23 protein-coding genes are annotated in these 23823 nt (G+C 59.9%); 16 read left to right on the top strand and 7 right to left on the bottom strand.

Annotated features, from left to right (window positions below; genetic code table 11):
- Positions 1–37 precede the first annotated feature (37 nt).
- Both TU73_RS14575 and TU73_RS14570 read left to right on the top strand, forming a co-directional pair.
- Positions 38–466 (top strand): DUF4160 domain-containing protein, encoded by a 429-nt coding sequence (locus TU73_RS14575; RefSeq protein ID WP_057012822.1) that lies wholly within the window; start codon positions 38–40, stop codon positions 464–466.
- The gene (locus tag TU73_RS14570; protein WP_057012821.1) at positions 463–921 is read left to right on the top strand and encodes a DUF2442 domain-containing protein; all 459 of its coding nucleotides are present in this window, start codon (positions 463–465) and stop codon (positions 919–921) included. The genes TU73_RS14575 and TU73_RS14570 overlap by 4 nt, the downstream gene beginning before the upstream one ends.
- A 75-nt stretch (positions 922–996) precedes the next feature.
- On the opposite strand, the gene trmA is transcribed toward TU73_RS14570, so the two are convergent.
- Together trmA and TU73_RS14560 are read right to left on the bottom strand one after the other, a co-directional pair.
- The gene (gene trmA / locus TU73_RS14565) at positions 997–2076 is read right to left on the bottom strand and encodes a tRNA (uridine(54)-C5)-methyltransferase TrmA (protein ID WP_057012820.1); all 1080 of its coding nucleotides are present in this window, start codon (positions 2074–2076) and stop codon (positions 997–999) included.
- Positions 2073–3368: an NCS2 family permease gene (locus tag TU73_RS14560; RefSeq protein ID WP_034117796.1), complete on the bottom strand. Its 1296-nt coding sequence runs from the start codon at positions 3366–3368 to the stop codon at positions 2073–2075. Before TU73_RS14560 ends, trmA begins: the two co-directional genes overlap by 4 nt.
- Positions 3369–3556: 188 nt before the next feature.
- Between TU73_RS14560 and TU73_RS14555 the strand changes: the two genes are divergently transcribed.
- From TU73_RS14555 to TU73_RS14540, 4 genes are all read left to right on the top strand, one after another.
- Positions 3557–4003, top strand: coding sequence for a DUF4879 domain-containing protein (locus tag TU73_RS14555; protein ID WP_057012910.1), 447 nt, complete (start codon positions 3557–3559; stop codon positions 4001–4003).
- Positions 4004–4100: 97 nt separating this feature from the next.
- Complete coding sequence (locus TU73_RS14550) at positions 4101–4625, top strand: (2Fe-2S)-binding protein (protein ID WP_057012819.1); 525 nt, start codon at positions 4101–4103, stop codon at positions 4623–4625.
- Positions 4622–5611 (top strand): FAD binding domain-containing protein, encoded by a 990-nt coding sequence (locus tag TU73_RS14545; RefSeq protein ID WP_057012818.1) that lies wholly within the window; start codon positions 4622–4624, stop codon positions 5609–5611. The genes TU73_RS14550 and TU73_RS14545 overlap by 4 nt, the downstream gene beginning before the upstream one ends.
- Entirely contained in the window at positions 5608–7791 is a 2184-nt protein-coding gene (locus TU73_RS14540) for a xanthine dehydrogenase family protein molybdopterin-binding subunit (RefSeq protein ID WP_057012817.1), read from the top strand. Before TU73_RS14545 ends, TU73_RS14540 begins: the two co-directional genes overlap by 4 nt.
- A 136-nt stretch (positions 7792–7927) precedes the next feature.
- Here the strand turns inward: TU73_RS14540 and TU73_RS14535 are convergent, their stop codons facing one another.
- Positions 7928–9166 carry an MFS transporter gene (locus tag TU73_RS14535; RefSeq protein WP_057012816.1) on the bottom strand — a complete coding sequence of 413 codons (1239 nt, stop codon included), beginning with the start codon at positions 9164–9166 and terminating at the stop codon, positions 7928–7930.
- 318 nt (positions 9167–9484) lie between these two features.
- Here TU73_RS14535 and TU73_RS14530 point away from each other — a divergent pair, with 318 nt between their 5' ends.
- From TU73_RS14530 to TU73_RS28355, 3 genes are read left to right on the top strand one after another with little or no spacing between them, the layout of a single operon-like run.
- Positions 9485–10924 (top strand): cytochrome ubiquinol oxidase subunit I, encoded by a 1440-nt coding sequence (locus tag TU73_RS14530; RefSeq protein WP_057012815.1) that lies wholly within the window; start codon positions 9485–9487, stop codon positions 10922–10924.
- A 1-nt stretch (position 10925) separates the two neighbouring features.
- Positions 10926–11933, top strand: coding sequence for a cytochrome d ubiquinol oxidase subunit II (cydB, locus tag TU73_RS14525; RefSeq protein ID WP_057012814.1), 1008 nt, complete (start codon positions 10926–10928; stop codon positions 11931–11933).
- Positions 11934–11945: 12 nt separating this feature from the next.
- Positions 11946–12113, top strand: coding sequence for a DUF2474 domain-containing protein (locus TU73_RS28355; RefSeq protein ID WP_068965453.1), 168 nt, complete (start codon positions 11946–11948; stop codon positions 12111–12113).
- 84 nt (positions 12114–12197) lie between these two features.
- On the opposite strand, the gene TU73_RS14520 is transcribed toward TU73_RS28355, so the two are convergent.
- Together TU73_RS14520 and TU73_RS14515 are read right to left on the bottom strand one after the other, a co-directional pair.
- The gene (locus TU73_RS14520) at positions 12198–13322 is read right to left on the bottom strand and encodes a methyltransferase (RefSeq protein ID WP_057012813.1); all 1125 of its coding nucleotides are present in this window, start codon (positions 13320–13322) and stop codon (positions 12198–12200) included.
- Between the two features lie 142 nt (positions 13323–13464).
- On the bottom strand, positions 13465–14175 hold the full coding sequence (locus TU73_RS14515; RefSeq protein WP_057012812.1) for a helix-turn-helix transcriptional regulator: 711 nt from the start codon (positions 14173–14175) through the stop codon (positions 13465–13467).
- Between the two features lie 445 nt (positions 14176–14620).
- On the opposite strand from TU73_RS14515, the gene TU73_RS14510 reads away from it, so the two are divergent.
- Positions 14621–15397 (top strand): ferredoxin--NADP reductase, encoded by a 777-nt coding sequence (locus tag TU73_RS14510; protein ID WP_057012811.1) that lies wholly within the window; start codon positions 14621–14623, stop codon positions 15395–15397.
- A gap of 43 nt (positions 15398–15440) precedes the next feature.
- Here TU73_RS14510 and mscL read toward each other — a convergent pair whose 3' ends face one another.
- Entirely contained in the window at positions 15441–15857 is a 417-nt protein-coding gene (gene mscL / locus TU73_RS14505) for a large-conductance mechanosensitive channel protein MscL (protein WP_057012810.1), read from the bottom strand.
- Between the two features lie 286 nt (positions 15858–16143).
- Between mscL and TU73_RS14500 the strand changes: the two genes are divergently transcribed.
- Genes TU73_RS14500 through radA form a run of 3 tightly spaced genes read left to right on the top strand, consistent with a single transcriptional unit; the run spans position 16144 to position 19686 of the window.
- A complete protein-coding gene (locus tag TU73_RS14500; RefSeq protein WP_057012809.1) occupies positions 16144–17685 on the top strand; it encodes a catalase in 1542 nt (513 codons plus the stop codon).
- A gap of 58 nt (positions 17686–17743) precedes the next feature.
- Positions 17744–18283 carry an ankyrin repeat domain-containing protein gene (locus tag TU73_RS14495; protein ID WP_057012808.1) on the top strand — a complete coding sequence of 180 codons (540 nt, stop codon included), beginning with the start codon at positions 17744–17746 and terminating at the stop codon, positions 18281–18283.
- A 35-nt stretch (positions 18284–18318) separates the two neighbouring features.
- Complete coding sequence (radA, locus tag TU73_RS14490) at positions 18319–19686, top strand: DNA repair protein RadA (RefSeq protein ID WP_046069598.1); 1368 nt, start codon at positions 18319–18321, stop codon at positions 19684–19686.
- A gap of 100 nt (positions 19687–19786) precedes the next feature.
- Here the strand turns inward: radA and TU73_RS14485 are convergent, their stop codons facing one another.
- The gene (locus TU73_RS14485; RefSeq protein WP_057012807.1) at positions 19787–20167 is read right to left on the bottom strand and encodes a PilZ domain-containing protein; all 381 of its coding nucleotides are present in this window, start codon (positions 20165–20167) and stop codon (positions 19787–19789) included.
- Positions 20168–20341: 174 nt separating this feature from the next.
- Between TU73_RS14485 and TU73_RS14480 the strand changes: the two genes are divergently transcribed.
- The 3 genes from TU73_RS14480 to yjiA all read left to right on the top strand — a co-directional run bounded on the left by TU73_RS14480 (position 20342) and on the right by yjiA (position 23732).
- On the top strand, positions 20342–22408 hold the full coding sequence (locus TU73_RS14480; RefSeq protein ID WP_057012806.1) for a carbon starvation CstA family protein: 2067 nt from the start codon (positions 20342–20344) through the stop codon (positions 22406–22408).
- A gap of 15 nt (positions 22409–22423) precedes the next feature.
- A complete protein-coding gene (locus tag TU73_RS14475; protein WP_003194308.1) occupies positions 22424–22621 on the top strand; it encodes a YbdD/YjiX family protein in 198 nt (65 codons plus the stop codon).
- A 154-nt stretch (positions 22622–22775) separates the two neighbouring features.
- Positions 22776–23732, top strand: a complete 957-nt coding sequence (gene yjiA, locus TU73_RS14470; RefSeq protein WP_057012805.1) for a GTPase — start codon at positions 22776–22778, stop codon at positions 23730–23732.
- The last annotated feature ends 91 nt before the right edge of the window (positions 23733–23823 follow it).

The raw sequence follows: 23823 nt of genomic DNA, 5'->3' as shown, positions 1-23823 counted from the left end.
GTTACCTGGCGGAAAATAACCTAACGGATGGGTTACGATGAGAGTAGGTGCTTACAAAGGCTACGTGATTTCAGTGTTTATCAGGGATGAGCATTGCCCGCCCCATGTGCATGTCAGGGGCAAGGGATGGGATGCACGCTTTCGCTTCAGTTTTTTGGATGGGGATGTTGAGTTGTGGGACGTAGAGCCTGAACGGAGGCGGCCACCCATGTCGGTACTGAAGGAAATACGCGAGGCGATCATGCAGCGGCACTACTTGGCGCGGGCACGCAGGATTTGGTGGGAAAAACTGCAGACGGTTTGCCTGGAGAATTATTCCTGGAACTGGGAAACGGATGAACTCATTTCTGGATTGGTCATTCAGCGCGGGGTTTATGTGATTGCACGTGCCCGACACGATGTCGTAGGGCAGAAAACAATTTTGAATCTGGTCAGGGCACCGGGTTTTGTGGAGATCGATTTATGAAAAAGATCATAAAAGCCAAAGTCAAACCTTATGTACCTCTCACTGAGGCCGACGTTGACAAGGCAATCGCCCGAGGGCGCAGGTTGAAACGCCTGTACGCCAACGCCAGCAATGTGCGTTACGAAAACGACTGCCTCTCCATCGGCTTCAGCGATGGCAGCCGCATTGTGTTGCCGGTGGCTGGCCTGCCGGAGTTCGAGGGTTTTTCAGCGAAGGATTTCCAGCAATTGGAAGTGACTTTCGGTGGCAAGGCCATCAGCTGTGAAGCTCAGGACCTGGATGTTTCGATTACCGGCCTGATCGCTACAAGCCAGCCGCTGATGGACCTGGCAACCAGCCTGGTGGCATCGCGCAATGGTCGCAAAAGCAGCGCGGCCAAATCTGCCGCCGCCCGCGCCAATGGCAAGAAGGGCGGGCGGCCGCGCAAGGACGTACCAGAAACACCAGACACATGAGTAACCCCTGTGGGAGGGGCGGTGCGACGATTCGACTTGCTCCCGATAGCAGTTGGATCTCAGGGATTTGAGCAATTACCTGCGTGTCAGCAACACACCCGACTCCATATGGTGCGTCCACGGGAACTGGTCAAACATCGCACATTGGGTAATGCGGTGCGTGTCGTGCAGTTGCGCGACGTTCGCTGCCAACGTCTGCGGGTTGCAAGAGATGTACAGGATGTTGTCGAAACGCCGGGTCAGTTCGCAGGTGTCCGGGTCCATGCCGGCGCGGGGCGGGTCGACGAAGACGCTACCGAACTCATAGCTTTTCAGGTCGATGCCGTGCAGGCGGCGGAACGGGCGCACTTCATTCAGGGCTTCGGTGAGCTCTTCGGCGGAGAGGCGCACCAGCGTGACATTCTCCACCGCGTTCTCATCAAGGTTGCTCAAGGCCGCATTCACCGAGGTCTTGCTGATCTCGGTGGCCAGCACGTTACGCACGCGGGTGGCCAGCGGCAGGGTGAAGTTGCCGTTGCCGCAATACAGCTCCAGCAGGTCGTCCGGGCGATCGCCCAGAGCTTCGTAGGCCCAGTTGAGCATCTTCTGGTTCACCGTGCCGTTGGGCTGGGTGAAGGCGCCTTCGGGTTGGCGGTAGCTGAAGGTGCGGCCACCGATGTCGAGTTTTTCCACCACGTAGTCCTGGCCGATCACATCGCGCTTGCCCTTGGAGCGGCCGATGATGCTCACGTTCAGCTCCGCCGCCAGCTTGTTTGCGGCGGTGTGCCAATGTTCGTCCAGGGGGCGGTGGTAACACAAGGTGATCATCGCGTCGCCGGCCAGGGTGGTAAGGAACTCCACCTGGAACAGCTTGTGGCTCAGGGCGGCGCTGGCTTGCCAGGCGGCCTTGAGTTGCGGCATCAGTTGGTTGATACGCTGGCTGGCGATAGGGAATGCTTCGATCAGGATCGGCGTGCGCTTGTCGTCCTGGGAAAACATCGCGTAATGGCGCTCGCCTCCTTCGCGCCACAGGCGGAACTCCGCGCGCAGGCGGAAGTTCTGCAGGGGCGAGTCGAAAACCTGCGGCTCGGGCGCGTCGAAGGGTGCCAGCAGGTCACGCAGGCGCGTGACCTTGTCTTGCAGTTGAACGGTGTAGGTTGCGGCGTCAAAAATCATGCGTTGAACCAGCCCAGCTTGATCACAAACAGAATCGACAGGATCACCAGCGCCGGGTTCAGCTCACGGTAGCGGCCCGAAAGCAGCTTGATGGCGGTCCAGGCGATGAAACCGAAGGCGATGCCGTTGGCGATGGAGTAAGTGAAGGGCATCGCCAGGGCAGTGATCACCACCGGCGCTGCAACAGTAATGTCATCCCAGTCGATTTCGGCCAGGCCAGAGGTCATCAATACCGCAACGAACAGCAGCGCTGGCGCGGTGGCGAAGGCCGGCACACTGGCTGCCAGCGGTGAGAAGAACAACGCCAGCAGGAACAGGATCGCAACCACGATGGCGGTCAAGCCGGTGCGACCACCAGCACTCACGCCCGCAGCGGATTCGATATAGCTGGTGGTGGTCGAAGTGCCCAGCAAGGAGCCGGCCATGGCGGCGGTGCTGTCGGCGATCAGCGCACGGCCCATTTTCGGCATATGGCCGTCCTTGCCCATCAGGCCGGCACGCTTGGCGACGCCGATCAGGGTGCCGGAGTTATCGAACAGGTCGACGAACAGGAAGGCGAAGATCACGCTGACCAGACCGATATCCAGGGCGCCCTTGATATCCAGCTGCAGGAAGGTCGGGGCCAGGGACGGTGGCATCGAAGTCACGCCGCCGAACGGGGTGACGCCCAACAGGATCGAGACAATCGTCACCGCGAGGATGCCGATCAACACGGCGCCACGTACCGCAAGGGCTTCCAGCGCGACGATCAGCACGAAACCGAGGGTGGCGAGGATCGGCGCAGGTTGCTTCAGGTCGCCCAGGCCCACCAGGGTGGCCGGGTTGGCGACTACGATACCGGCGTTGTGCAGGGCGATCAGCGCCAGGAACAGGCCGATACCGGCGGCAATTGCCGAACGCAGGGGCAGGGGGATGCTGTTGATGATCCACTCGCGGATACGGAAGATCGACAGCAGGAAGAACAGCACCGCCGAAATGAATACCGCACCCAACGCCACCTGCCAGGTATGGCCCATGTGCAGGACCACGGTGTAGGTAAAGAAGGCGTTGAGGCCCATGCCCGGTGCGAGGGCAATCGGGTAGTTGGCGATCAGGCCCATCACGGTGGAGCCGATGGCGGCGGCCAGGCAGGTGGCGACAAACACCGCGCCCTTGTCCATGCCGGTCTCGCCGAGGATGCTCGGGTTCACGAACAGGATGTAGGCCATGGCCAGGAACGTAGTGATACCCGCGAGAATCTCGGTGCGCACATTGGTGTTGTGTGCTTTGAGTTGAAACAGCTTTTCCAGCATGCCGGCTCCCTGTGACGCTATCTTGCGTCGTTATTTGTTGACCTCTAAGTCAAAGCACAAACTGCGCCAAGCGCCTGTGGTTTCAGAGAGGATCGGAAAAAGCGGCGCATCATACCAGCAGCCGAGGCTGTGTGGCGCATGGCCTTGAGGCATACTGCGCCGACGTTCAATACCGGGTCATTGCCAGCATGAAAAAAGCCAACGCATGGAGTCTAGCTCTGATCGCCAGTATCAGCCTGTGGCTGGGTGCAGCACCGGCGTGGGGCGCGGCTGCACCGGCCTTGAGCGAGGTGCGGGTGTTCAAGGTGGAATCGGCCAAGTGCAGCGAAGCGATCCCGGAACGGGTAAACACCACCCAGATGTGCGAGCACCGCGGGCCCACCAAGGTCTCGGTCATGGAAGTCGGCCTGGGCAATAGCCCGATGGGGCGCTTCAACGGCGCAAAGTTGGACGGGCAACGCACGGCGGTATGCCAGGTCGGTACCATCAGTGAGGCGTGCAACGGTGTCGGCACCTTGATGGGCTACATCTATGTGTTCGACCTGAATGTGCAGGCCCAAGGCTGGTTCGAATTCACCAACACCTCAATCAACCCGCCGCAAAACACCTTGAAAGCCCAGCTCAATATCCGCTGATCAATCATCTTGAACGCTCAAAACCCCGGGAAGTCGTACCCCTAAGACGGCGACTTTCCTGAACGCCGCGGATGTACACCAACCCGTGAGGTGTTTTATGAGCGCGACCCCTAATGGCGCGACGGCCCAACCGTTCGTCGCCCACTCGATTCGATTGACCCTCAATGGCCAGGATCGCCAATTGGACGTGCTGCCCTGGACCACCTTGCTGGACCTGTTGCGTGAACAATTGGACCTGGTCGGCAGCAAAAAAGGCTGCGACCACGGCCAATGTGGCGCCTGCACGGTATTACGCGATGGCAAGCGCGTGAACGCCTGCCTGACCCTTGCTGTGATGTGCGATGGCGCCGAGCTGACCACCATCGAAGGCTTGGCCGAAGGCGACCAACTTCACCCCATGCAGCAAGCCTTTATCAAACACGATGCCTTCCAGTGCGGCTACTGCACCCCCGGTCAGATCTGTTCCGCCGTGGGCCTGGCCAATGAAGGCCGCGCACACGACAGTGCCCAGATCCAGGAGCTGATGAGCGGCAACCTCTGCCGTTGCGGCGCCTACACCAATATCCGCGATGCCATCGAAGAGGCGCTGCCAGCGTGCCGCACCACGGGAGGTGAGCAATGAACCCTTTCCAGTACAGCAAACCTGCTGATGTGCACGAAGCCGTGCACTTGAGCAGTGCGGTATCGCGCTTTATTGCCGGCGGTACCAACCTGTTGGACTTGATGAAAGAAAACATCAGCCGCCCCGAGCACCTGATCGATATCACTGGCCTGCCACTGCATGCGATTGAAGAAACTGCCGAGGGCGGTGTGCGTATCGGCGCGCTGGTGAGCAATGCCGACCTGGCCTGGCACCCGCTGATCGAACAGCGCTACCCGTTGCTGTCCCAGGCGATCCTGGCCGGGGCTTCGCCGCAGCTGCGCAACATGGCCAGTACCGGCGGCAACCTGTTGCAGCGCACCCGTTGCTACTACTTCTATGACGCGACGGTGCCGTGCAACAAGCGCGAGCCCGGCAGCGGCTGCCCGGCACGCAGCGGTTTGAATCGCATCCATGCGATCCTCGGCGCCAGCGAGCACTGCGTGGCCACCCATCCTTCGGACATGTGCGTGGCGTTGGCGGCGCTGGAGGCGCGGGTACATGTCGAGGGGCGAGGCGGGGCACGAGTCATCGAGTTTGCCGACTTCCACCGCCTGCCCGGTGATGCGCCGCAGCGCGATAACCAGTTGGCCGACGACGAGTTGATCACCGCCATCGAGTTGCCCGCCAACCAGCTGGCCTGGCACAGCCACTACCTGAAAATCCGCGACCGGGCGTCCTACGCCTTTGCCTTGGTGTCCGTCGCCGCAGCCCTTGAGCTTGATGGCGAGACCATCATCGATGCACGCCTGGCGCTGGGTGGCGTGGCGCACAAACCCTGGCGTGACCGTGCGGTAGAAACTTCATTGATCGGCCAGGCCGTCAGCCGCGAAACCTTCAGCAACGCCGCCGACGCCCTATTGCAAGATGCCGAGCCGCTGGAACACAACGGCTTCAAGATCAAGTTGGCGCGTCGCGCAATCATTCGTGCCCTGAGCGATGCAGCGGTCGCAGGAGAACAACCATGAGTGCCATCGGTAAACCCCTGGACCGTGTCGACGGCCTGCTTAAAGTCACCGGACAAGCGCGTTATGCCGGTGAATTTCCCGAAGACGGCCTGCTGCATGGCAGCGTAGTCTCCAGCACTATCGCCAAGGGCCGGGTCGTCAGCATTGATACTGCCAACGCCCTGGCGTTGCCGGGAGTGGTGGCGGTGATCCATCACCTCAATCGACCGAAGATCGCCAGTTACGACGATGCCTTCGCCGACGCCGATGCCGCTGATGGCTCGCCGTTTCGCCCGCTCTACAACGATCGTGTGCTCTACAGCGGCCAGCCCCTGGCCCTGGTGATCGCCGATAACCTGGAGCTGGCGCGGCATGCCGGCTCACTGGTGCAGATCGAATACGAACGCGAAAGCTTCGAGACGGATTTGCTCACCCAACAGGAGCAGGCCCACCCTTCGCCACAGACGCCGCCCAAGCCACGCGGCAACTTCCAGGCCGAATGGGCGGGTGCCGCCGTCAGCCTCGATTTGCACTACAGCACCCCCATCGAGCACCACAACCCGATGGAGCCCCACGCCAGCACCGTGCTGTACCAACCGAACGGCACTCTGCATATCCACGACAAGACCCAGGGCCCGCAGAACTGCCAGGCCTATGTGCAAAAAGTGTTTGGCCTGGATAAAACCCAGGTGCGCATCTTTGCCGCCTTCGTCGGTGGCGCGTTCGGTTCGGGCCTGCGCCCGCAATACCAACTGCCACTGGCCGTCATGGCATCTCTGGCGCTCAAACGTTCAGTGCGCGTCACTCTGACTCGCCAGCAAATGTTCACTTTCGGTTATCGCCCGCGCACCTTGCAGCGTTTGCAAATGGGTGCCGCTGCCAACGGCCGATTGCTGGCTCTGGGGCATACCGCAATTGGCCAGACGTCGCGCTTCGAGGATTTCAGCGAGCACGTAGTGGAATGGAGCGGCATGCTCTATCACTGCGACAACGTGCAACTGACCTACAAGTTGGCGCCGCTGGATGTGTTCACACCCTTGGACATGCGTGCACCCGGCGCCGCCTTGGGCGTGATCGGCCTGGAGTGCGCCATGGATGAACTGGCCTGCGCCCTGGCTATCGATCCGGTGCAACTGCGCCTGATCAACTATGCCGAACGCAACCAGAACGAAGACAAGCCCTGGTCGAGCAAGGCTCTGCGCGAGTGTTACAGCGAGGGCGCCGAACGCTTCGGCTGGAGCCAGCGCAATCCGGAACCGCGCAGCATGCGCGACGGCCGCCAGTTGATTGGCTGGGGCATGGCCGGCGGCGTGTGGGAAGCCATGCAGATGAAGGCCAGCGCCAAGGCACGCATCGACGCCGACGGCAAGCTCACGGTCAGCAGCGCCACCACGGATATTGGCACGGGCACCTACACAGTGATGACCCAGATCGCGGCACAGGCCAGTGGCGTGGCGCTGGCCGATATCAATTTCCTGTTGGGTGATTCGTCCCTGCCCACGGCGCCGCTGCAGGGCGGTTCGTTTACCGTGTCCTCCGTCGGCACCGCTGTGCAGCAAGCGTGCGAAGCGCTGAACACCAAATTGCTGAAAATCGCCCGGCAGACTTATCCGGTGTTCAAGGATGCCGAATCCGTAAGGTTCGAGGACGGCAAGCTGCATGCCGGTGACGTGAGCGTGGCGTTGGCTCAGCTCGTCAAGGACAGCGGTGAGGACGTCCTGGAGGTGCAGGTCGACAGTGAGCCCGACAAGAAGCGCGAGGGCTATGCCACCGCCACCCACTCGGCGGTATTCGTCGAGGTGCGGGTGGACGAGGACCTGGGCACTATCAAGGTCAGCCGTGTAGTCAGCGCGGTTGCCGCCGGGCGCGTGGTCAACCCGAAGATGGCCCGCAGCCAGATCCTTGGCGGTGTGGTGTGGGGCATCGGCATGGCCCTGCATGAAGAGACCCAGGTCGATCACCGACTGGGACGCTACATGAACCACAGCCTGGCCGAGTATCACATCCCGGTGAACGCCGATATCGGCGAGATTGACGTGGTGTTTGTCGAAGAGCACGACGAGATCGTCAATGCCCTGGGGTCCAAGGGTGTGGGAGAGATCGGAATCGTCGGGGTGGCGGCGGCGGTGGCGAATGCGATTTACCACGCCACCGGCAAGCGGGTGCGGGAGTTTCCGATTACCTTGGATAAGGTGTTGTAGCGCAAACCGTCAGACCAATGAAGTTCCAGTGTGGGAGCTGGCTTGCCTGCGATAGCGGTGTATCAGCCACCAGAAAGTCGCCTGATACACCCCTATCGCGGGCAAGCCCGGCTCCCACAGGGTATGGAGGTGAAGCCTATGGCTTGGTTTCTTCCACCGGCACATGCATGCGATCCCGGTTAGCCAGGGTCGGGAACAGCTTGATCCACACCCCGGTCACTACCAGCGTGCCGATCCCGCCCATCACCACCGCAGGCACTGTCCCAAACCAATGGGCGGTAATTCCGGATTCGAATTCGCCCAATTGATTGGACGCACCGATAAACAGGCCATTGACCGCACTGACCCGCCCGCGCATTTCATCCGGCGTTTCCAGCTGCACGAACGACGCGCGGATCACCATGCTGATCATGTCCGCCGCGCCGAGCACCACCAACACTGCCAGGGAGAACCAGAACGAGGTCGACAGGCCGAAGGCGATGGTTGCCACGCCAAATACGCCTACGGCGGTAAACATCACGCGGCCGACTTGGCGATCCACCGAGAACCGCGCCAACCACAACGACATCAACAACGCCCCCACCGCCGGTGCCGAACGCAGCAGGCCCAGGCCCCAGGCGCCGGTCAACAGGATGTCCTTGGCGAACACCGGCAACAGCGCTGTGGCGCCACCCAGCAGCACGGCGAACAAGTCGAGAGAGATGGCGCCGAGGATGTCCGGGCGGCTGCGGATAAAACGAATGCCGGCCAGCAGCGAATCCAGGGTGGCCTTGCCTTTGTTCAGCGGGGTCTGGCGGGCGGGCAGGTTCAGGGTCAGCACGCAGGCGATCAGGTACAGCGCCACAGTCGGGCCGTACACCCACACACTGCCAAACGCATAGAGCAAACCGCCAAGGGCCGGCGCGACGATGGTCGCCAATTGCTGGGCCGATTGTGAGGAGGCCACGGCCCGTGGGAACAGGGCGCTCGGCACGATACTTGGCAGCAGCGCCTGGGTGGTGGGCATTTCAAACGAACGCGCCGCGCCGAGCAGGAACGCGAGGATAAAGATCATCTCGCGGGTCACGTTGCCGGTCAGGCCGCCGATGGCCAGGGACAAGGCAATCAGCGCCTGCAGAGTCTGGCAGATGGCGGCGACTTTGCGTCGCTCATAGCGATCAGCCACATGCCCGGTGTGCAGCATGAACAGCACACGCGGTACGAATTCCACCAGGCCCACCAAGCCCAGGTCCAGCACATTGCCGGTCAGTTGGTAGAGGTTCCAGCCGATAGCCACGGTGAGCATCTGGAAACCGCTGGCAGTAAAGATGCGTGCCAGCCAGAACGCGATGAAAGGGCGGTGGTGACGTAACAATAACGCGGGTTCACTGGGCATCGGGGACTCAGGCCAGGGGTGTGGGAATGGCGAGATTAGCACCAAGCTGTAACAAATAGTTGCGAGAAAGGTGCTGAGGCAAGCTGTCACGCGGCAAAAGACCACACAGTCGTCCTGTAAAAATGGGACTACTCTTTCAGCAACGCTTGATCCAGATCAAAACCCTGCCCCGGGATTGTTCTGGCGGTCGCAAGACCAGATTCCCCGCGAGATGGGTAAAAAAAGAAACGAATTGAAATTCGCCGCACTCCATATCCGTGGGGGCAGTGGTTGCAGGCTCCCAGCCAGCAGCCGGTATTACCTGACAGAGGAAGACTTATGTTCGGTTTGGAGGCGCTAGATCTCGCCCGAATTCAATTCGCGTTTACCATCTCGTTTCACATCCTGTTCCCGGCGATCACCATCGGCCTGGCCAGTTACCTTGCGGTGCTTGAAGGCTTGTGGCTCAAGACCCACAACGACACCTACCGTGACCTCTACCATTTCTGGTCGAAGATCTTCGCGGTCAACTTCGGCATGGGGGTGGTCTCGGGCCTGGTCATGGCCTATCAGTTCGGCACCAACTGGAGCCGTTTCTCGGATTTCGCCGGCAGCATTACCGGGCCGTTGCTGACATATGAAGTGTTGACGGCCTTCTTCCTCGAGGCCGGTTTCCTCGGTGTGATGCTGTTCGGCTGGAACAAGGTGGGGCGCAAGCTGCACTTTTTCTCCACGGTGATGGTGGCGGTCGGTACGTTGATCTCCACGTTCTGGATTCTGGCATCCAACAGCTGGATGCAGACGCCCCAGGGCTTTGAAATCATCGATGGCCGCGTGATTCCCACCGATTGGCTGGCGGTGATCTTCAACCCTTCATTCCCCTATCGCCTGATGCACATGGCCACGGCGGCCTTCGTGGCTACGGCGTTCTTCGTCGGCTCCTCGGCGGCCTGGCATCTGCTGCGCGGCAAGGACAACCCGGCGATCCGCAAAATGCTGTCGATGGCCATGTGGATGGCCTTGATCGTCGCGCCGATCCAGGCGGTGATCGGCGACTTCCATGGCCTCAATACGCTCAAGCATCAACCAGCAAAAATCGCCGCGATTGAAGGCCACTGGGAAAACATCGGCAACGAGCCGACCCCACTGATCCTGTTCGGCTGGCCGGACATGAAAGCCGAGAAAACCAAATACGCGGTCGAGATTCCCTACCTCGGCAGCCTGATCCTGACCCACTCCCTGGACAAGCAGGTGCCGGCGCTCAAGGAGTTCCCGCCTGAGGACCGTCCGAACTCGACCGTCGTGTTCTGGTCATTCCGGGTCATGGTCGGCCTGGGCTTTTTGATGATCTTCACCGGTTTGTTCAGCCTCTGGCTGCGCCGGGGCGACAAAATGTACACGTCCAAGCCGTTCCTGTACCTGGCGTTGTGGATGGGCCCGTCCGGGTTGATCGCGATTCTCGCCGGTTGGTTCACCACTGAAATCGGACGCCAACCATGGGTGGTCTATGGGTTGATGCGCACGGCAGATGCCTCGTCCGGGCATAGCCTTGCGCAGATGACCATCACTCTGGTGTTGTTCGTGGTGGTGTACTTCGCGCTGTTCGGTGCCGGCCTGGGCTACATGATGCGCCTGGTGCGCAAAGGGCCTCAGACTCACGAAGGCAGCGAACCCACCCACGGTGGCCCTGGCCAGAAACGCACCCCGGCGCGGCCGTTGTCCGCCGCCGACGATGGCAGCGATAACGACCACGACCACATCCAGCACAAGGGGAATTGAGATGGGTATTGATCTTCCGCTGATCTGGGCCGTGATCATCATCTTCGGCATCATGATGTACGTGGTCATGGACGGCTTCGACCTGGGCATCGGCATCCTTTTCCCGTTTATCCCGGGCAAGGTCGATCGCGACGTCATGATGAACACCGTGGCCCCGGTATGGGACGGTAACGAAACCTGGCTGGTCCTCGGCGGCGCGGCATTGTTTGGCGCGTTCCCGCTGGCGTATTCGGTGGTGTTGTCGGCGTTGTACCTGCCGCTGATCCTGATGCTGATCGGGTTGATCTTCCGTGGCGTGGCCTTCGAGTTCCGCTTCAAGGCCAAGGATCACAAGCGCCATCTGTGGGATAAAGCGTTTATCGGCGGCTCGCTGGCGGCGACCTTCTTCCAGGGCGTAGCGCTGGGCGCCTTCATCGACGGCATCCCGGTGGTCAACCGCCAGTTTGCCGGCGGCTCACTGGACTGGCTGACACCCTTCACGATGTTCTGCGGCGTAGCGTTGATCGTGGCCTATGCCTTGCTCGGCTGCACCTGGCTGATCATGAAGACCGAAGGCAAGTTGCAGGAGCAGATGCATAACCTGGCGCGGCCGTTGGCTTTCGTGGTGTTGGCGGTGATCGGTATCGTCAGTATCTGGACGCCGCTGACCCATCCGGAAATCGCCTCGCGCTGGTTCACCCTGCCGAACCTTTTCTGGTTCCTGCCAGTGCCGATCCTGGTGCTGGTGACCATGTACGGGTTGTTCCGCGCCGTGGCTCGCCATGCGCACTACACGCCGTTCCTGTTGACGCTGGTGTTGATCTTTCTCGGCTACAGCGGGCTGGGTATCAGCCTGTGGCCGAATATCATCCCGCCGTCCGTGTCGATCTGGGATGCCGCCGCGCCGCCGCAAAGCCAGGGCTTCATGCTGGTGGGCACGTTGTTCATCATCCCGTTCATCCTGGGCTACACCTTCTGGAGCTACTACGTGTTCCGTGGCAAGGTCACCCACGAAGACGGCTATCACTAGGAGGGTCGAAACATGTCCGGCAAACCTACATTGCACGAGATTGAACAGGCCGAGAAGCAGCCGTTGTGGCGGCGCCTGGGTTGGCTGGCGATGATCTGGACCGCCAGCGTGGTGGCCCTGTTCATTGTGGCCAGCCTGATGCGCATGTTCATGAATGCCGCCGGCCTGACCACCCACTGACATCCCTATCCGGGCTTTGCAGCCCGCGCTGCCTGCTGACTTGAGGGGCAAGCCCTGCTTTTCTTTTGGAAGGGCAGGGCTTTTTTATTTGCGAGCCTTGAGAATCACGAACTTCGGCGTGGCCGCTACTTGCTCGACACCGCGGAACAACCGCGCCAGCTTGCTGTGGTAGCCCAGGTGACGGTTACCGACGATATACAGGGCGCCGCCGACGACCAGGGCTTCTCGAGCCTGCTGGAACATACGCCAGGCGAGGAAGTCACCGACAACCTGTTGCTGGTGGAACGGTGGGTTGCACAGCACCACGTCCAGCGATTGCGCCTCCTGGCCGGCCAGGCCGTCATCGGCGCGTACTATGACCTCACGCCGGCCCAAAGCGGCTTGCCAGTTTTCAGCGGCGGACTGCACGGCCATGTAGGACTCATCCACCAGGGTGTAGTGGGCGTCGGGGTTTTGCAGGGCGCTGGCAATCGCCAACACGCCGTTGCCGCAGCCCAGGTCTGCCACGCGGGCATTGCCGAGGTCTTTGGGCAGGTGGGGCAGGAAGGCGCGGGTGCCGATGTCCAGGCCTTCGCGGCAGAACACATTGGCGTGGTTGAGCAATTCGATGGCCGGTGCTTCCAGGGTGTAGCGGGTCGGGTAGGGCGAGACCGCCACGGGGCGTTCGGCAGCGGTGGCGATCAGTAACCGTGCCTTTTTTACCGCCAATGAGGCGTGCATCGGCCCGATGTAACGCTCCAGCAACTCGCCTGCGGCCCGTGGCAGATGCTTGACCATCGCCGCGGCAATCACTTCGGCGCCAGGTGCCAGTTGCCCCTGCAGGCGGATCAGTTGTTCCTCCAGCAGCGCCAGGGTTTTCGGAACACGAAGCAACACGCGATCGAACGGCCCGGTCGCGACCTGGCTGGCCGGCATATACCTTACTGCATCAAAGGCCTTGCCGTTGCGCACGAGGTTTTTCTCCAACCCCTGTGCGGCGAGGAATGAGTCACCGCTGGAGGCTAACTGCACCTGGCCCTCAAGGCTGGCTGCCAGGGCGCCGAAACTGTCATTGAGGATCAGCACGCGGGTGGCAGCGTGGGGTTGCTGTTCGGCCAGGTAGCTGAGCAGGTACTCGTCGGCGGCATCAAAGGCTTGCAGCGGATCATTATGCTGCTCTGGTTGGCGAATCAGATCGAGCTGGGCGAAGGGGCTGTCGAGCAGGGGCATGGCGGGGGAGGCTCTGGGGTAATCGGGGGGCCGTCTGAGTGAACCGCGAAGCAATACCTTCAAGGGCTGCGTCAACACTCAGAATTGACCACAAATGTTACTTTTTTTTGAACCCGATGACATGCAGTGTTTCTTGCGCCAGTTAAAGCAGCCCCGCTTTGGAAGCTCTGAGTACGGCAGCGATCTTATTGTTGACCCCCAGTTTCTTGAACGTGCTGCTGATATGAAAACCCACCGTGCGCTCCGACAGGCAGAGAATGGTGGCGATATCCGATGCGGTCTTGCCCAGGCCTGACCATCTGAGGATTTCTGTTTCCCGTGGGGTCAGTTTGCTCGGAGAATGCACGTCGGAGTTAGCGGCATATTTTTGCGCTACCACCGCGTGTAGCGCATGACATAGCCACAAGGCCTGGCCTGCCTTTTCATATAATTCCTGCGGAGTGATTTCGCCAGTACTGCGGCCCAAGGTCAGCATGCTGTAGACGCCCTGGAAGTCATGCACCGGTTGTGTCCAGGCTAAATGCACGCCGTACGATTGGGCCATCGACCACAACTCAGGCGCGGTTTCGAATGCTTTTTCCTCCCAGACGATAGGCAATACGCAGCGCTTGCAGTGGGCCACAATTGGGTCTACGTCGAAGTAGTGCGCTCGTTGATAAAGTTTGCTCCATTCATTTGGGTAGTTATTCATCTGAACGGGTTTTGCTTGAGGGCTATGTGATTGGCAGCCCATCGTGAATGAGCAGTACTGGAAGCCTAGTTCATAGGTATGGTTGAGCACCATTTCAAAGACAGTAGTGATCTCGTTTTCCCCTTCCAGTTTGGGGAGGCGAGTAGTGCGCCAGTTTTCCATCGGTGAATCTCCATTGTTTGCTATGTCACGTGGGTACGTCCCGATCCCGGTGTTTAACGGAAATGAGTGTAGGACACCGCCTACGAATGCATGTGAAAAAGATGTTATGTGCAGTCAAATCTAACAGTCGTTTAATTTTGTACGGTGTGGCGGGTTTTGTATAAGTTCCCCAACAGAAAGGTGGTTTTTTATTAGATTTAAAGGCTTATAAATGCTGTCAGATTGATAGCTCTTAAATGCGATGTGCTAGACGGTGGTAGGTTGGCAATCGATTAATAGCTAAATAGTTAGTTTGCGCTGGTCGGCCCCCGTTACTCCCTCAGCGCATTTCGTTACGCGGCAGACTGTCCAGGGTTTGGCGTCCTGGCAATGCCAGTACAAATCAACGGTGTTTGCGCGGCCTGCTTTGAGGGACACTAGGCACCTGTGCAAAACGGAGTCCCCCATGACGGCCAGTGCTGAGAAATTTACCCGCCAGACCTTGCTCGACGTACAATCGCTGACCCCCAGCCTCTTCACCCTGCGCACCACCCGCGACCCCGGCTTTCGTTTTACCGCCGGCCAATTCGTGCGCCTGGGCGTAACCAAGGCAGACGGCAGCACGGTATGGCGTGCCTATTCCGTGGTGTCGTCGCCGTTCGACGAGTATCTCGATTTTTTTTCCATTGTCGTCCCAGGCGGTGAGTTCACCAGTGAACTGAGCCGCCTGCAGGTAGGCGATACCTTGCTGGTGGAACGCCAGGCCACGGGCTTCCTGACCCTGAACCGCTTCGTGGATGGGCGTGACCTGTGGCTGCTGGGCACCGGTACCGGCGTGGCACCGTTCCTGTCGATCCTGCAGGACTTCGAAGCCTGGGAGAAATTCGAGCGCATCATCCTCGTGTACAGCGCCCGGGAGGCCAAGGAATTAGCGTACCAGTCGCTGATCAAGGAGCTGGGGACACGTGAGTATCTTGCCGAATACGCCCACAAGTTCATCTACATCCCCATCGTCACCCGTGAACAGCATCCGGGTGCGTTGAACGGGCGCATTACGGCCTTGATAGAAAACGGTGAGCTGGAACGTGTGGCCGGCGTCGAGCTGACGGCGGAGCACTCGCGCGTACTGATTTGCGGCAACCCGCAGATGGTCGATGACACCCGCCAGTTGCTCAAGCAACGGGACATGCAATTGAGCCTGAGTCGACGTCCGGGCCAGGTTGCAGTGGAAAACTACTGGTAGAAAAAAGGCGCCCTACGAGGCGCCTTCCTTCTGCATCCGCTGGTTACAGCGGCTTGTCATTCTGTGCCTTGAGGAGGTCGCGAATCTCGCCCAGCAGCACTTCTTCCTTGCTCGGCGTCGGTGGCAAGCTCGGGGCTACAGCCTCTTCTCGCTTCAGACGGTTGATGGCCTTTACCCCCATGAAGATCGCAAACGCGACGATCACAAAGTCGATGATGCTCTGGATGAACTTGCCATAGGCCAGGACCACGGCCGGTACATCACCTTGTGCGGCCTTGAGCGTTATGGCCAGGTCGCCAAAGTCCACACCCCCGATCAGCAGGCCGATAGGCGGCATGATCACGTCGCCTACAAACGAGGAAACAATTTTGCCGAAGGCGGCGCCGATGATGATACCGACGGCCATGTCGACCACATTACCTTTGACCGCGAAGGCCTTGAACTCACTGATCACGCCCATAGGTTATTCCTTGTTACAGTTGTAAAGGGTGGAGGTCAGTGTAATTCAGTCGTTCAAGGCTTGCTCGACACAACTGTTAACACTGTCGATTTTTATCGACACATTAAATCGCAAATAGTTTGCAAAGTGCCATCAATCGCGCGCGAAATAGGCGCTATTTCAGCGAGTTACCAGATTATTTTCTTAATCGGGCCTGTGGTGTTTTTCTATTTATCTTCTGACTCGCGGGTCACTAGCCTCTGGCAAGCACAACGAATGTGCACTAAAAAAACCAGAGGAAACCTTGATGAATACTTCACTCAGCCGCAGGCCCGTGTCCGCGCGCCACGCGCTGGCACTGGTGACCGCCAGCCTGCTTTCCCTTTCTGTGCAAGCCGCCAACCTGACCCGCGATAACGGCGCCGCCGTCGGTGACAACCAGAACTCGCAAACCGCCGGTGCCAACGGCCCAGTATTGTTGCAGGACGTACAACTGATACAGAAACTGCAACGTTTCGACCGCGAGCGCATCCCTGAGCGCGTGGTTCATGCCCGCGGCACTGGCGCCCATGGCACGTTTACCGTCACTGACAACCTCAGTGACCTGACCAAGGCCAAGGTGTTCGCTGCCGGTGAAAGCACCCCGGTGTTCGTGCGTTTTTCAGCGGTAGTCCACGGTAACCATTCCCCGGAAACCCTACGCGACCCACGGGGCTTCGCCACCAAGTTCTATACCGCCGAAGGTAACTGGGACCTGGTCGGCAATAACTTCCCGACTTTCTTTATCCGTGACGCCATTAAGTTTCCAGACATGGTTCACGCTTTCAAGCCGGACCCACGCACTAACCTGGATGATGACTCGCGCCGTTTCGACTTCTTCTCCCATGTTCCAGAGTCCACTCGTACACTGACCGAGTTGTACTCGGACTCGGGTACGCCAGCCAGTTACCGTGAAATGGACGGTAACGGCGTGCATGCCTACAAGTTGATTAACGCCAAGGGTGAAGTGCACTACGTCAAGTTCCACTGGAAGAGCCTGCAAGGCATCAAGAATCTTGATCCCAAACAAGTCACCGAGGTGCAGGGCCGTGACTACAGCCATATGACCAATGACTTGGTCACTCATATCAACAAGGGCGATTTCCCGAAGTGGGACTTATATGTACAAGTCCTCAAGCCCGAGGACTTGGCCAAGTTTGATTTCGACCCACTGGACGCCACCAAGATCTGGCCGGATGTACCGCAGCGTAAAGTCGGGCAAATGGTGCTGAACCGCAACCCGGGCAACGTCTTCCAGGAAACCGAGCAAGTCGCCATGGCCCCGGCCAACCTGGTACCGGGCATCGAGCCGTCGGAAGATCGCCTGCTGCAAGGCCGGGTATTCTCCTATGCCGATACGCAGATGTACCGCCTGGGCGCGAACGCCCTGCAATTGCCGATCAACGCCCCACGGGTGACCGTCAACAACGGCAACCAGGACGGCGCGATGAATTTCGGCAAGACCACCACCGGCGTGAACTACCAGCCAAGTCGCCTGTTGCCGCGGGACGAGCCGCAGACCGCGCGCTACAGCCAGTCGGCGCTGTCGGGCAATACCCAGCAGGCGAAGATCCAGCGTGAGCAGAACTTCAAGCAGGCCGGTGACCTGTACCGGTCCTACTCCAAGAAAGAGCGTCAGGACTTGATCGACAACTTCGGCGGCTCGTTGGCCACCACCGATGACGAGAGCAAGCACATCATCCTGTCGTTCCTCTACAAGGCTGATCCGGAATACGGCACCGGCGTGACCAAGGTTGCCAAGGGTGACCTGGCTCGCGTGAAGGCGCTGGCTGAAAAACTGACCGACTGACCCGTTGGTTGTGGTCGGCGCCCTGATGGGGCGCTGACCTTTTGCAGGAGAAAACCCTATGCGTATCTCTATCGGTTTGCTGATGGCCATGCTGGCCTTTGTCGCCCATGCCGAATCCCCCGACCCGATGGCGCTCAAGGCGCAGTTACAGGATTATTATTTCGATGCTGCCCGCCGTGGTGATCTCGACATGCTCAACACCTTCATCGAGTCTGGCTACGGCCTCAATACCCAGGACGATAAAGGCTACACCGCGCTGATCCTCGCCGCTTATCACGGCCAAGCCCCGTATGTAGAGCGTTTGCTCGACGCGGGGGCTGACGCCTGTGTGCAAGACAAACGCGGCAACACGGCGTTAATGGGCGCCATCTTCAAAGGCGAGCTGAAAATTGCCCGGCGTCTGCTGGCAACCGACTGCAACCCTGATCAACGCAACGGCGCGGGGCAGACTGCCGCCATGTACGCCGGGCTCTTCAAGCGCCTTGAACTGCTGGGCGAGCTGCAAGCCAAAGGCGCCGACTTGAACGCCGAAGACCCCATCGGCAACAGCGCTTCACGTTTGGCTAACGGTGAAATCCGGACCCCGGCGCCGCGCTGAGCTATCATCGCGGTTTTTCGGTTGGAGGTTCTCATATGGCAAAGGCCAAGCGCATGTACGGCTGCACAGAGTGCGGCGCGACCTTTCCCAAATGGGCGGGCCAGTGCTCCGAATGCGGCGCGTGGAACACCCTGACTGAAACCATGATCGAGAGTGGCGGTGCCGCGGCCCCCACCGGCCGTGCAGGCTGGACCGGGCAACAGGCGCAGATCAAGACCCTGGCCGAAGTCAGCGTCGAAGAGATCCCGCGCTTTTCTACCGCCTCCGGCGAACTGGACAGGGTATTGGGCGGTGGCCTGGTGGATGGCTCAGTGGTATTGATTGGCGGTGATCCGGGCATCGGCAAGTCCACGATCCTGCTGCAAACCCTGTGCAGCATCGCCAGCCGTATGCCAGCGCTGTATGTCACCGGCGAAGAGTCCCAGCAGCAAGTGGCCATGCGCGCCAGGCGCCTGGGCTTGCCCCAGGACCAACTGCGGGTCATGACCGAAACCTGCATCGAAAGCATCATCGCCACGGCGCGGATCGAAAAGCCCAAGGTCATGGTGATCGACTCGATCCAGACGATTTTTACCGAGCAATTGCAATCGGCACCGGGTGGGGTGTCCCAGGTGCGGGAAAGCGCGGCGCTGTTGGTGCGCTATGCCAAGCAGAGCGGCACGGCGATCTTCCTGGTCGGCCACGTGACCAAGGAGGGCGCACTGGCTGGGCCACGGGTGTTGGAACACATGGTCGACACCGTGTTGTATTTCGAAGGCGAGTCCGACGGTCGCCTGCGCCTGCTGCGGGCGGTGAAGAACCGCTTTGGCGCCGTCAACGAACTGGGTGTGTTCGCCATGACCGACCGGGGGCTGAAAGAAGTCTCTAACCCCTCGGCGATTTTTCTCACCCGCGCCCAGGAAGAAGTCCCAGGCAGTGTGGTGATGGCCACGTGGGAAGGCACCCGGCCGATGCTGGTGGAAGTCCAGGCGCTGGTGGATGACAGCCATTTGGCCAACCCACGGCGGGTCACGCTGGGCCTGGACCAAAACCGCCTGGCGATGTTGCTGGCGGTGCTGCACCGGCATGGCGGCATTCCGACCCACGACCAGGACGTGTTCCTCAACGTGGTCGGCGGTGTCAAGGTGTTGGAGACCGCTTCCGACCTGGCGCTGATGGCGGCGGTGATGTCCAGCCTGCGCAATCGGCCGTTGCCTCATGACCTGCTGGTGTTCGGTGAAGTGGGCTTGTCGGGTGAAGTGCGCCCGGTGCCCAGCGGGCAGGAGCGATTGAAGGAGGCAGCCAAGCATGGCTTCAAGCGCGCAATTGTGCCCAAGGGCAATGCGCCAAAGGAAATGCCCCAGGGCTTGCAGGTGATTGGGGTTACCCGTCTGGAACAAGCCTTGGATGCGCTGTTCGAGTAACCCCTGTGGGAGCTGGCTTGCCTGCGATAGCGGCGGGTCAGCTTAAACATTCTTGCCTGATACTCCGCCATCGCAGGCAAGCCAGCTCCCACATTCTGATTTATGTTGGCAGCTGGATCTCCAGCAGAGCGCCCAGTTCGCGCTCCAGCTCTTGCTCATCACCCAGGTTCAGCTCTACAAAGCGCCGCAAATGGCTGATCGAATCCAGATCAATGTGCTTGCACACAAAGCCCAATTGACCACGATCTTCATGGGTCAGCCGCGCTTGCATCTTTATATGCGTCTTCTGGTCCAGGCGTATGTTGACGTCAAAGGGCAGCTCTTTATTCCCTTTCCAGCCCTCTGGCCGTTCCACCAGCAATCCCTTGAGTGACAGATCCACCAGTTTTACCGGCCATTCGCTGCCGTTTTGCCGCAGTTCGGCAGTGGCATCAAAGGCGATCCGGCGAAAACGGCGACGTTCAGACGCATGTTCGGTCATGGTATAGCCCTCTGTGAATGGGAGGAGTGTAGCCCGGGGCGATAAAGGGGCGTTTATTTCGGCTTTTTTTAACGGTTGAAGGCTCTAGACCAACGTAGGGGGCTGGTCTTTAAGGCCAGTAGCGCTAAACTCGGGCTGGCTGTCCTTTCTGTCCACCCTGGCTGGAATATAAAAATGAAAAATAATAATAGCCTGCTACGCCACTTACCCTGGCTGGTGCTGGCAATCGTAGGAGCGTGCGCCCTGGGCGTAGTGGCCTTGCGCCGCGGCGAGGCGATCAACGCCTTGTGGATCGTGGTCGCTGCCGTGGCCATCTATCTGGTTGCGTACCGTTACTACAGTCTGTTCATCGCCAATAACGTGATGCAACTCGACCCGCGACGGGCCACCCCCGCAGTGGTCAATAACGATGGCCTGGACTATGTGCCGACCAACAAACACATCCTGTTCGGTCACCACTTTGCGGCGATTGCCGGCGCGGGCCCTTTGGTCGGCCCGGTACTGGCGGCGCAAATGGGCTACCTGCCCGGCACCCTCTGGCTGATTGCCGGGGTGGTACTGGCCGGTGCGGTGCAGGACTTCATGATCCTGTTCCTGTCCACCCGTCGCAACGGTCGCTCCCTGGGCGACATGGTCCGCGAAGAGATGGGGCGCATTCCCGGGACTATCGCGCTGTTTGGCTGCTTCCTGATCATGATCATCATCCTTGCGGTGCTGGCGCTGATCGTGGTCAAGGCCCTGGCCGAGAGCCCATGGGGCATCTTCACGGTGATGGCGACCATCCCGATCGCGATGTTCATGGGCATTTACATGCGCTACATCCGCCCGGGCCGCATCGGTGAAATCTCGATCATCGGCGTGCTGTTGCTGCTCGGTTCGATCTGGCTGGGCGGGCAGATTGCCGCCGACCCGGTGTGGGCCAAGGCCTTCACCTTCACCGGCATCCAGATCACCTGGATGTTGATCGGCTACGGCTTCGTTGCCGCCGTGCTGCCGGTCTGGCTGATCCTGGCGCCCCGCGACTACCTGTCGACCTTCCTGAAAATCGGCACCATCATCGCTCTGGCGATTGGCATCCTGGTCACCATGCCCGACCTGAAAATGCCGGCATTGACCCAGTTCATCGACGGCACCGGTCCGGTGTGGAAGGGCGGCCTGTTCCCATTCCTGTTCATTACCATTGCCTGTGGCGCGGTCTCGGGCTTCCATGCGCTGATCTCCTCGGGCACCACGCCCAAGTTGCTGGCCAGTGAAAGCCACGCCCGTTACATCGGCTACGGTGGCATGCTGATGGAATCGTTCGTAGCCATCATGGCGATGGTTGCCGCTTCGGTGATCGAGCCAGGCGTGTATTTCGCCATGAACAGCCCGGCTGCAATCGTCGGCTCCGACGTGGTCACCGTGGCACAAACCGTCAGCAGTTGGGGCTTTGCCATTACCCCTGAAGCGCTGTCGGCCGTCGCCCACGATATTGGTGAAACCACGATTCTGGCGCGTGCCGGTGGTGCACCGACACTGGCGGTCGGTATCGCGCAGATCCTGCACAGTGTGCTGCCGGGTGAAAACACCATGGCGTTCTGGTACCACTTTGCGATCCTGTTCGAAGCGTTGTTCATTCTCACGGCCGTCGATGCCGGTACCCGGGCCGGTCGCTTCATGCTGCAAGACCTGCTGGGTTCGTTCGTACCCGCGCTGAAACGCACCGAGTCCTGGACTGCCAACCTGATTGCTACCGCAGGCTGCGTGGCAATGTGGGGTTACCTGCTGTACCAGGGCGTGATCGACCCGCTGGGCGGCATCAACACCTTGTGGCCGCTGTTTGGTATATCCAACCAGATGCTGGCGGGTATCGCGCTGATGCTGGCCACCGTTGTGCTGATCAAGATGAAGCGCCAGCGCTACATCTGGGTAACCATGCTGCCGGCGGTCTGGCTGCTGATCTGCACCACCACCGCAGGCTTCATCAAGTTGTTCGACGCCAACCCGGCGATCGGCTTCCTGTCGCTGGCCAAGAAATACAGCGATGCCCTGGCTAACGGCCAGATCCTGGCTCCGGCCAAGAGCGTCGACCAGATGCAGCACGTGATCTGGAATGCCTACACCAACGCAACGCTGACGGCGCTGTTCCTGTTCGTGGTGTTCAGCATCCTGTTCTATGCGCTCAAGGTTGGCGTCGCCGCCTGGGGCAACAAAGAGCGTACGGATAAAGAAGCCCCGTTCCAGGCTGTACCGGACGCGTAAACGAGGATTGCAAGCATGTTCAATGACATCAGTCGCCTCGGTAAATACCTCGGTCAGGCCGCGCGCCTGATGGTCGGCATGCCCGACTACGACACCTACGTCGAGCATATGCAAACCAAGCACCCGGACAAGCCGGTGATGGACTACAAGGCGTTCTTCCGGGAACGCCAGGAGGCCCGTTACGGCGGCAAGGGTGGGCCCAAGTGCTGCTGACCCGTTAATTCGGGCTGGCAGTGGATCTACTGTGGGAGGGGGCTTGCCCCCGATAGCTTTGTGTCAGTGACCTATAAGTGCCTGACACACCGATATCGGGGGCAAGCCCCCTCCCACATTTGTTTTGTGTTCCTTCAGTTATAAGGAGATTTCTTTGTCCTCTCCCATCCCCGTCACCATCCTCAGCGGCTTCCTCGGTGCCGGCAAGACCACCTTGCTGCGTCACCTGCTCAAGGCCGAGCACGGCTTGAAAATCGCCGTGATCGAAAACGAATTCAGTGACGCCGGTATCGACACCCAGCTGTTGGGCGACGAGCCGGTACAAGTGATGACCCTGTCCAACGGCTGCGTGTGCTGCACCATCCACACTGACCTGACCAAGGCCTTGTACCTGCTGCTCGAACGCCTGGACAGTGGCGAAATCGCCTTCGACCGGCTGGTGATCGAATGCACCGGCCTGGCCGACCCTGCGCCGGTGGCCCAGACGTTCTTCATCGACGAAGAACTGCGCGAGCGCTACATTCTCGACGGCATCATCACCCTGGTGGACGCCGCCCACGCCGAGCATCACCTGACCCAGACCATCGCCCAGGCCCAGATCGGCTTTGCCGACCGCCTGCTGGTGAGCAAGCGCGACCTGGTAGACGACGCCACATTCGAAGCCCTCAGCCAGCGCCTGACGCGCATCAACCGTCGTGCGCCGATCCGTGTGGTGGATCACGGCAAGATTGATCTGGCCGAGTTGCTGGATGTGCGCGGTTTCAACCTGAACGCCGGCATGAGCCTGCGCCCGGTCAGCGCCGCGCCATCGGTCGACCGTATTTCCAGCCTGGTACTGCGCACCGAGCAGCCGCTGGATATCGACCGTCTCAGCGAGTTCATGAACGAGCTGCTGGAAGACCACGGCAAGCAATTGCTGCGCTACAAGGGCGTGTTGAATATTGCCGGGGAAGACCGGCGCATGGTGTTCCAGGGCGTCTTGAAACTCTACGGGTTCGATTGGGACACCGAATGGGCCGAGGGTGAAGCGCGGGAGAGTGTAATTGTGTTTATTGCCGATGAGTTGCCGGAGGACAAGATTCGCGAAGGCTTTGAGCGGGTCTACCAATAACCCAGGCTTGAAATGCAATCCAGCTCCCACACTTGACCCTGTTTCAAATTGAAATCGGCATAAAAAAGCCCGGTTCAAGAGCCGGGCTTCT

It is taken from the genome of Pseudomonas libanensis (genome assembly GCF_001439685.1).
Classification (GTDB): Bacteria; Pseudomonadota; Gammaproteobacteria; order Pseudomonadales; family Pseudomonadaceae; genus Aquipseudomonas; species Aquipseudomonas libanensis.
This window is presented reverse-complemented; position numbering and strand designations above follow the sequence as displayed.

Bases quoted from the DNA above. Each gene is read 5' to 3' on its own strand.
- TU73_RS14520 (WP_057012813.1), bottom strand. From the start codon at position 13,322: ATGCCCCTGCTCGACAGCCCCTTCGCCCAGCTCGATCTGATTCGCCAA.
- TU73_RS14575 (WP_057012822.1), top strand. From the start codon at position 38: ATGAGAGTAGGTGCTTACAAAGGCTACGTGATTTCAGTGTTTATCAGG.
- TU73_RS14540 (WP_057012817.1), top strand. From the start codon at position 5,608: ATGAGTGCCATCGGTAAACCCCTGGACCGTGTCGACGGCCTGCTTAAA.
- mscL (WP_057012810.1), bottom strand. From the start codon at position 15,857: ATGGGCGTGATCAGTGAGTTCAAGGCCTTCGCGGTCAAAGGTAATGTG.
- TU73_RS14480 (WP_057012806.1), top strand. From the start codon at position 20,342: ATGAAAAATAATAATAGCCTGCTACGCCACTTACCCTGGCTGGTGCTG.
- TU73_RS28355 (WP_068965453.1), top strand. From the start codon at position 11,946: ATGTCCGGCAAACCTACATTGCACGAGATTGAACAGGCCGAGAAGCAG.
- TU73_RS14475 (WP_003194308.1), top strand. From the start codon at position 22,424: ATGTTCAATGACATCAGTCGCCTCGGTAAATACCTCGGTCAGGCCGCG.
- TU73_RS14570 (WP_057012821.1), top strand. From the start codon at position 463: ATGAAAAAGATCATAAAAGCCAAAGTCAAACCTTATGTACCTCTCACT.
- TU73_RS14500 (WP_057012809.1), top strand. From the start codon at position 16,144: ATGAATACTTCACTCAGCCGCAGGCCCGTGTCCGCGCGCCACGCGCTG.
- trmA (WP_057012820.1), bottom strand. From the start codon at position 2,076: ATGATTTTTGACGCCGCAACCTACACCGTTCAACTGCAAGACAAGGTC.
- TU73_RS14535 (WP_057012816.1), bottom strand. From the start codon at position 9,166: ATGCCCAGTGAACCCGCGTTATTGTTACGTCACCACCGCCCTTTCATC.
- TU73_RS14550 (WP_057012819.1), top strand. From the start codon at position 4,101: ATGAGCGCGACCCCTAATGGCGCGACGGCCCAACCGTTCGTCGCCCAC.
- radA (WP_046069598.1), top strand. From the start codon at position 18,319: ATGGCAAAGGCCAAGCGCATGTACGGCTGCACAGAGTGCGGCGCGACC.
- TU73_RS14545 (WP_057012818.1), top strand. From the start codon at position 4,622: ATGAACCCTTTCCAGTACAGCAAACCTGCTGATGTGCACGAAGCCGTG.
- TU73_RS14515 (WP_057012812.1), bottom strand. From the start codon at position 14,175: ATGGAAAACTGGCGCACTACTCGCCTCCCCAAACTGGAAGGGGAAAAC.
- TU73_RS14560 (WP_034117796.1), bottom strand. From the start codon at position 3,368: ATGCTGGAAAAGCTGTTTCAACTCAAAGCACACAACACCAATGTGCGC.
- TU73_RS14510 (WP_057012811.1), top strand. From the start codon at position 14,621: ATGACGGCCAGTGCTGAGAAATTTACCCGCCAGACCTTGCTCGACGTA.
- TU73_RS14495 (WP_057012808.1), top strand. From the start codon at position 17,744: ATGCGTATCTCTATCGGTTTGCTGATGGCCATGCTGGCCTTTGTCGCC.
- TU73_RS14530 (WP_057012815.1), top strand. From the start codon at position 9,485: ATGTTCGGTTTGGAGGCGCTAGATCTCGCCCGAATTCAATTCGCGTTT.
- TU73_RS14485 (WP_057012807.1), bottom strand. From the start codon at position 20,167: ATGACCGAACATGCGTCTGAACGTCGCCGTTTTCGCCGGATCGCCTTT.
- TU73_RS14555 (WP_057012910.1), top strand. From the start codon at position 3,557: ATGAAAAAAGCCAACGCATGGAGTCTAGCTCTGATCGCCAGTATCAGC.
- cydB (WP_057012814.1), top strand. From the start codon at position 10,926: ATGGGTATTGATCTTCCGCTGATCTGGGCCGTGATCATCATCTTCGGC.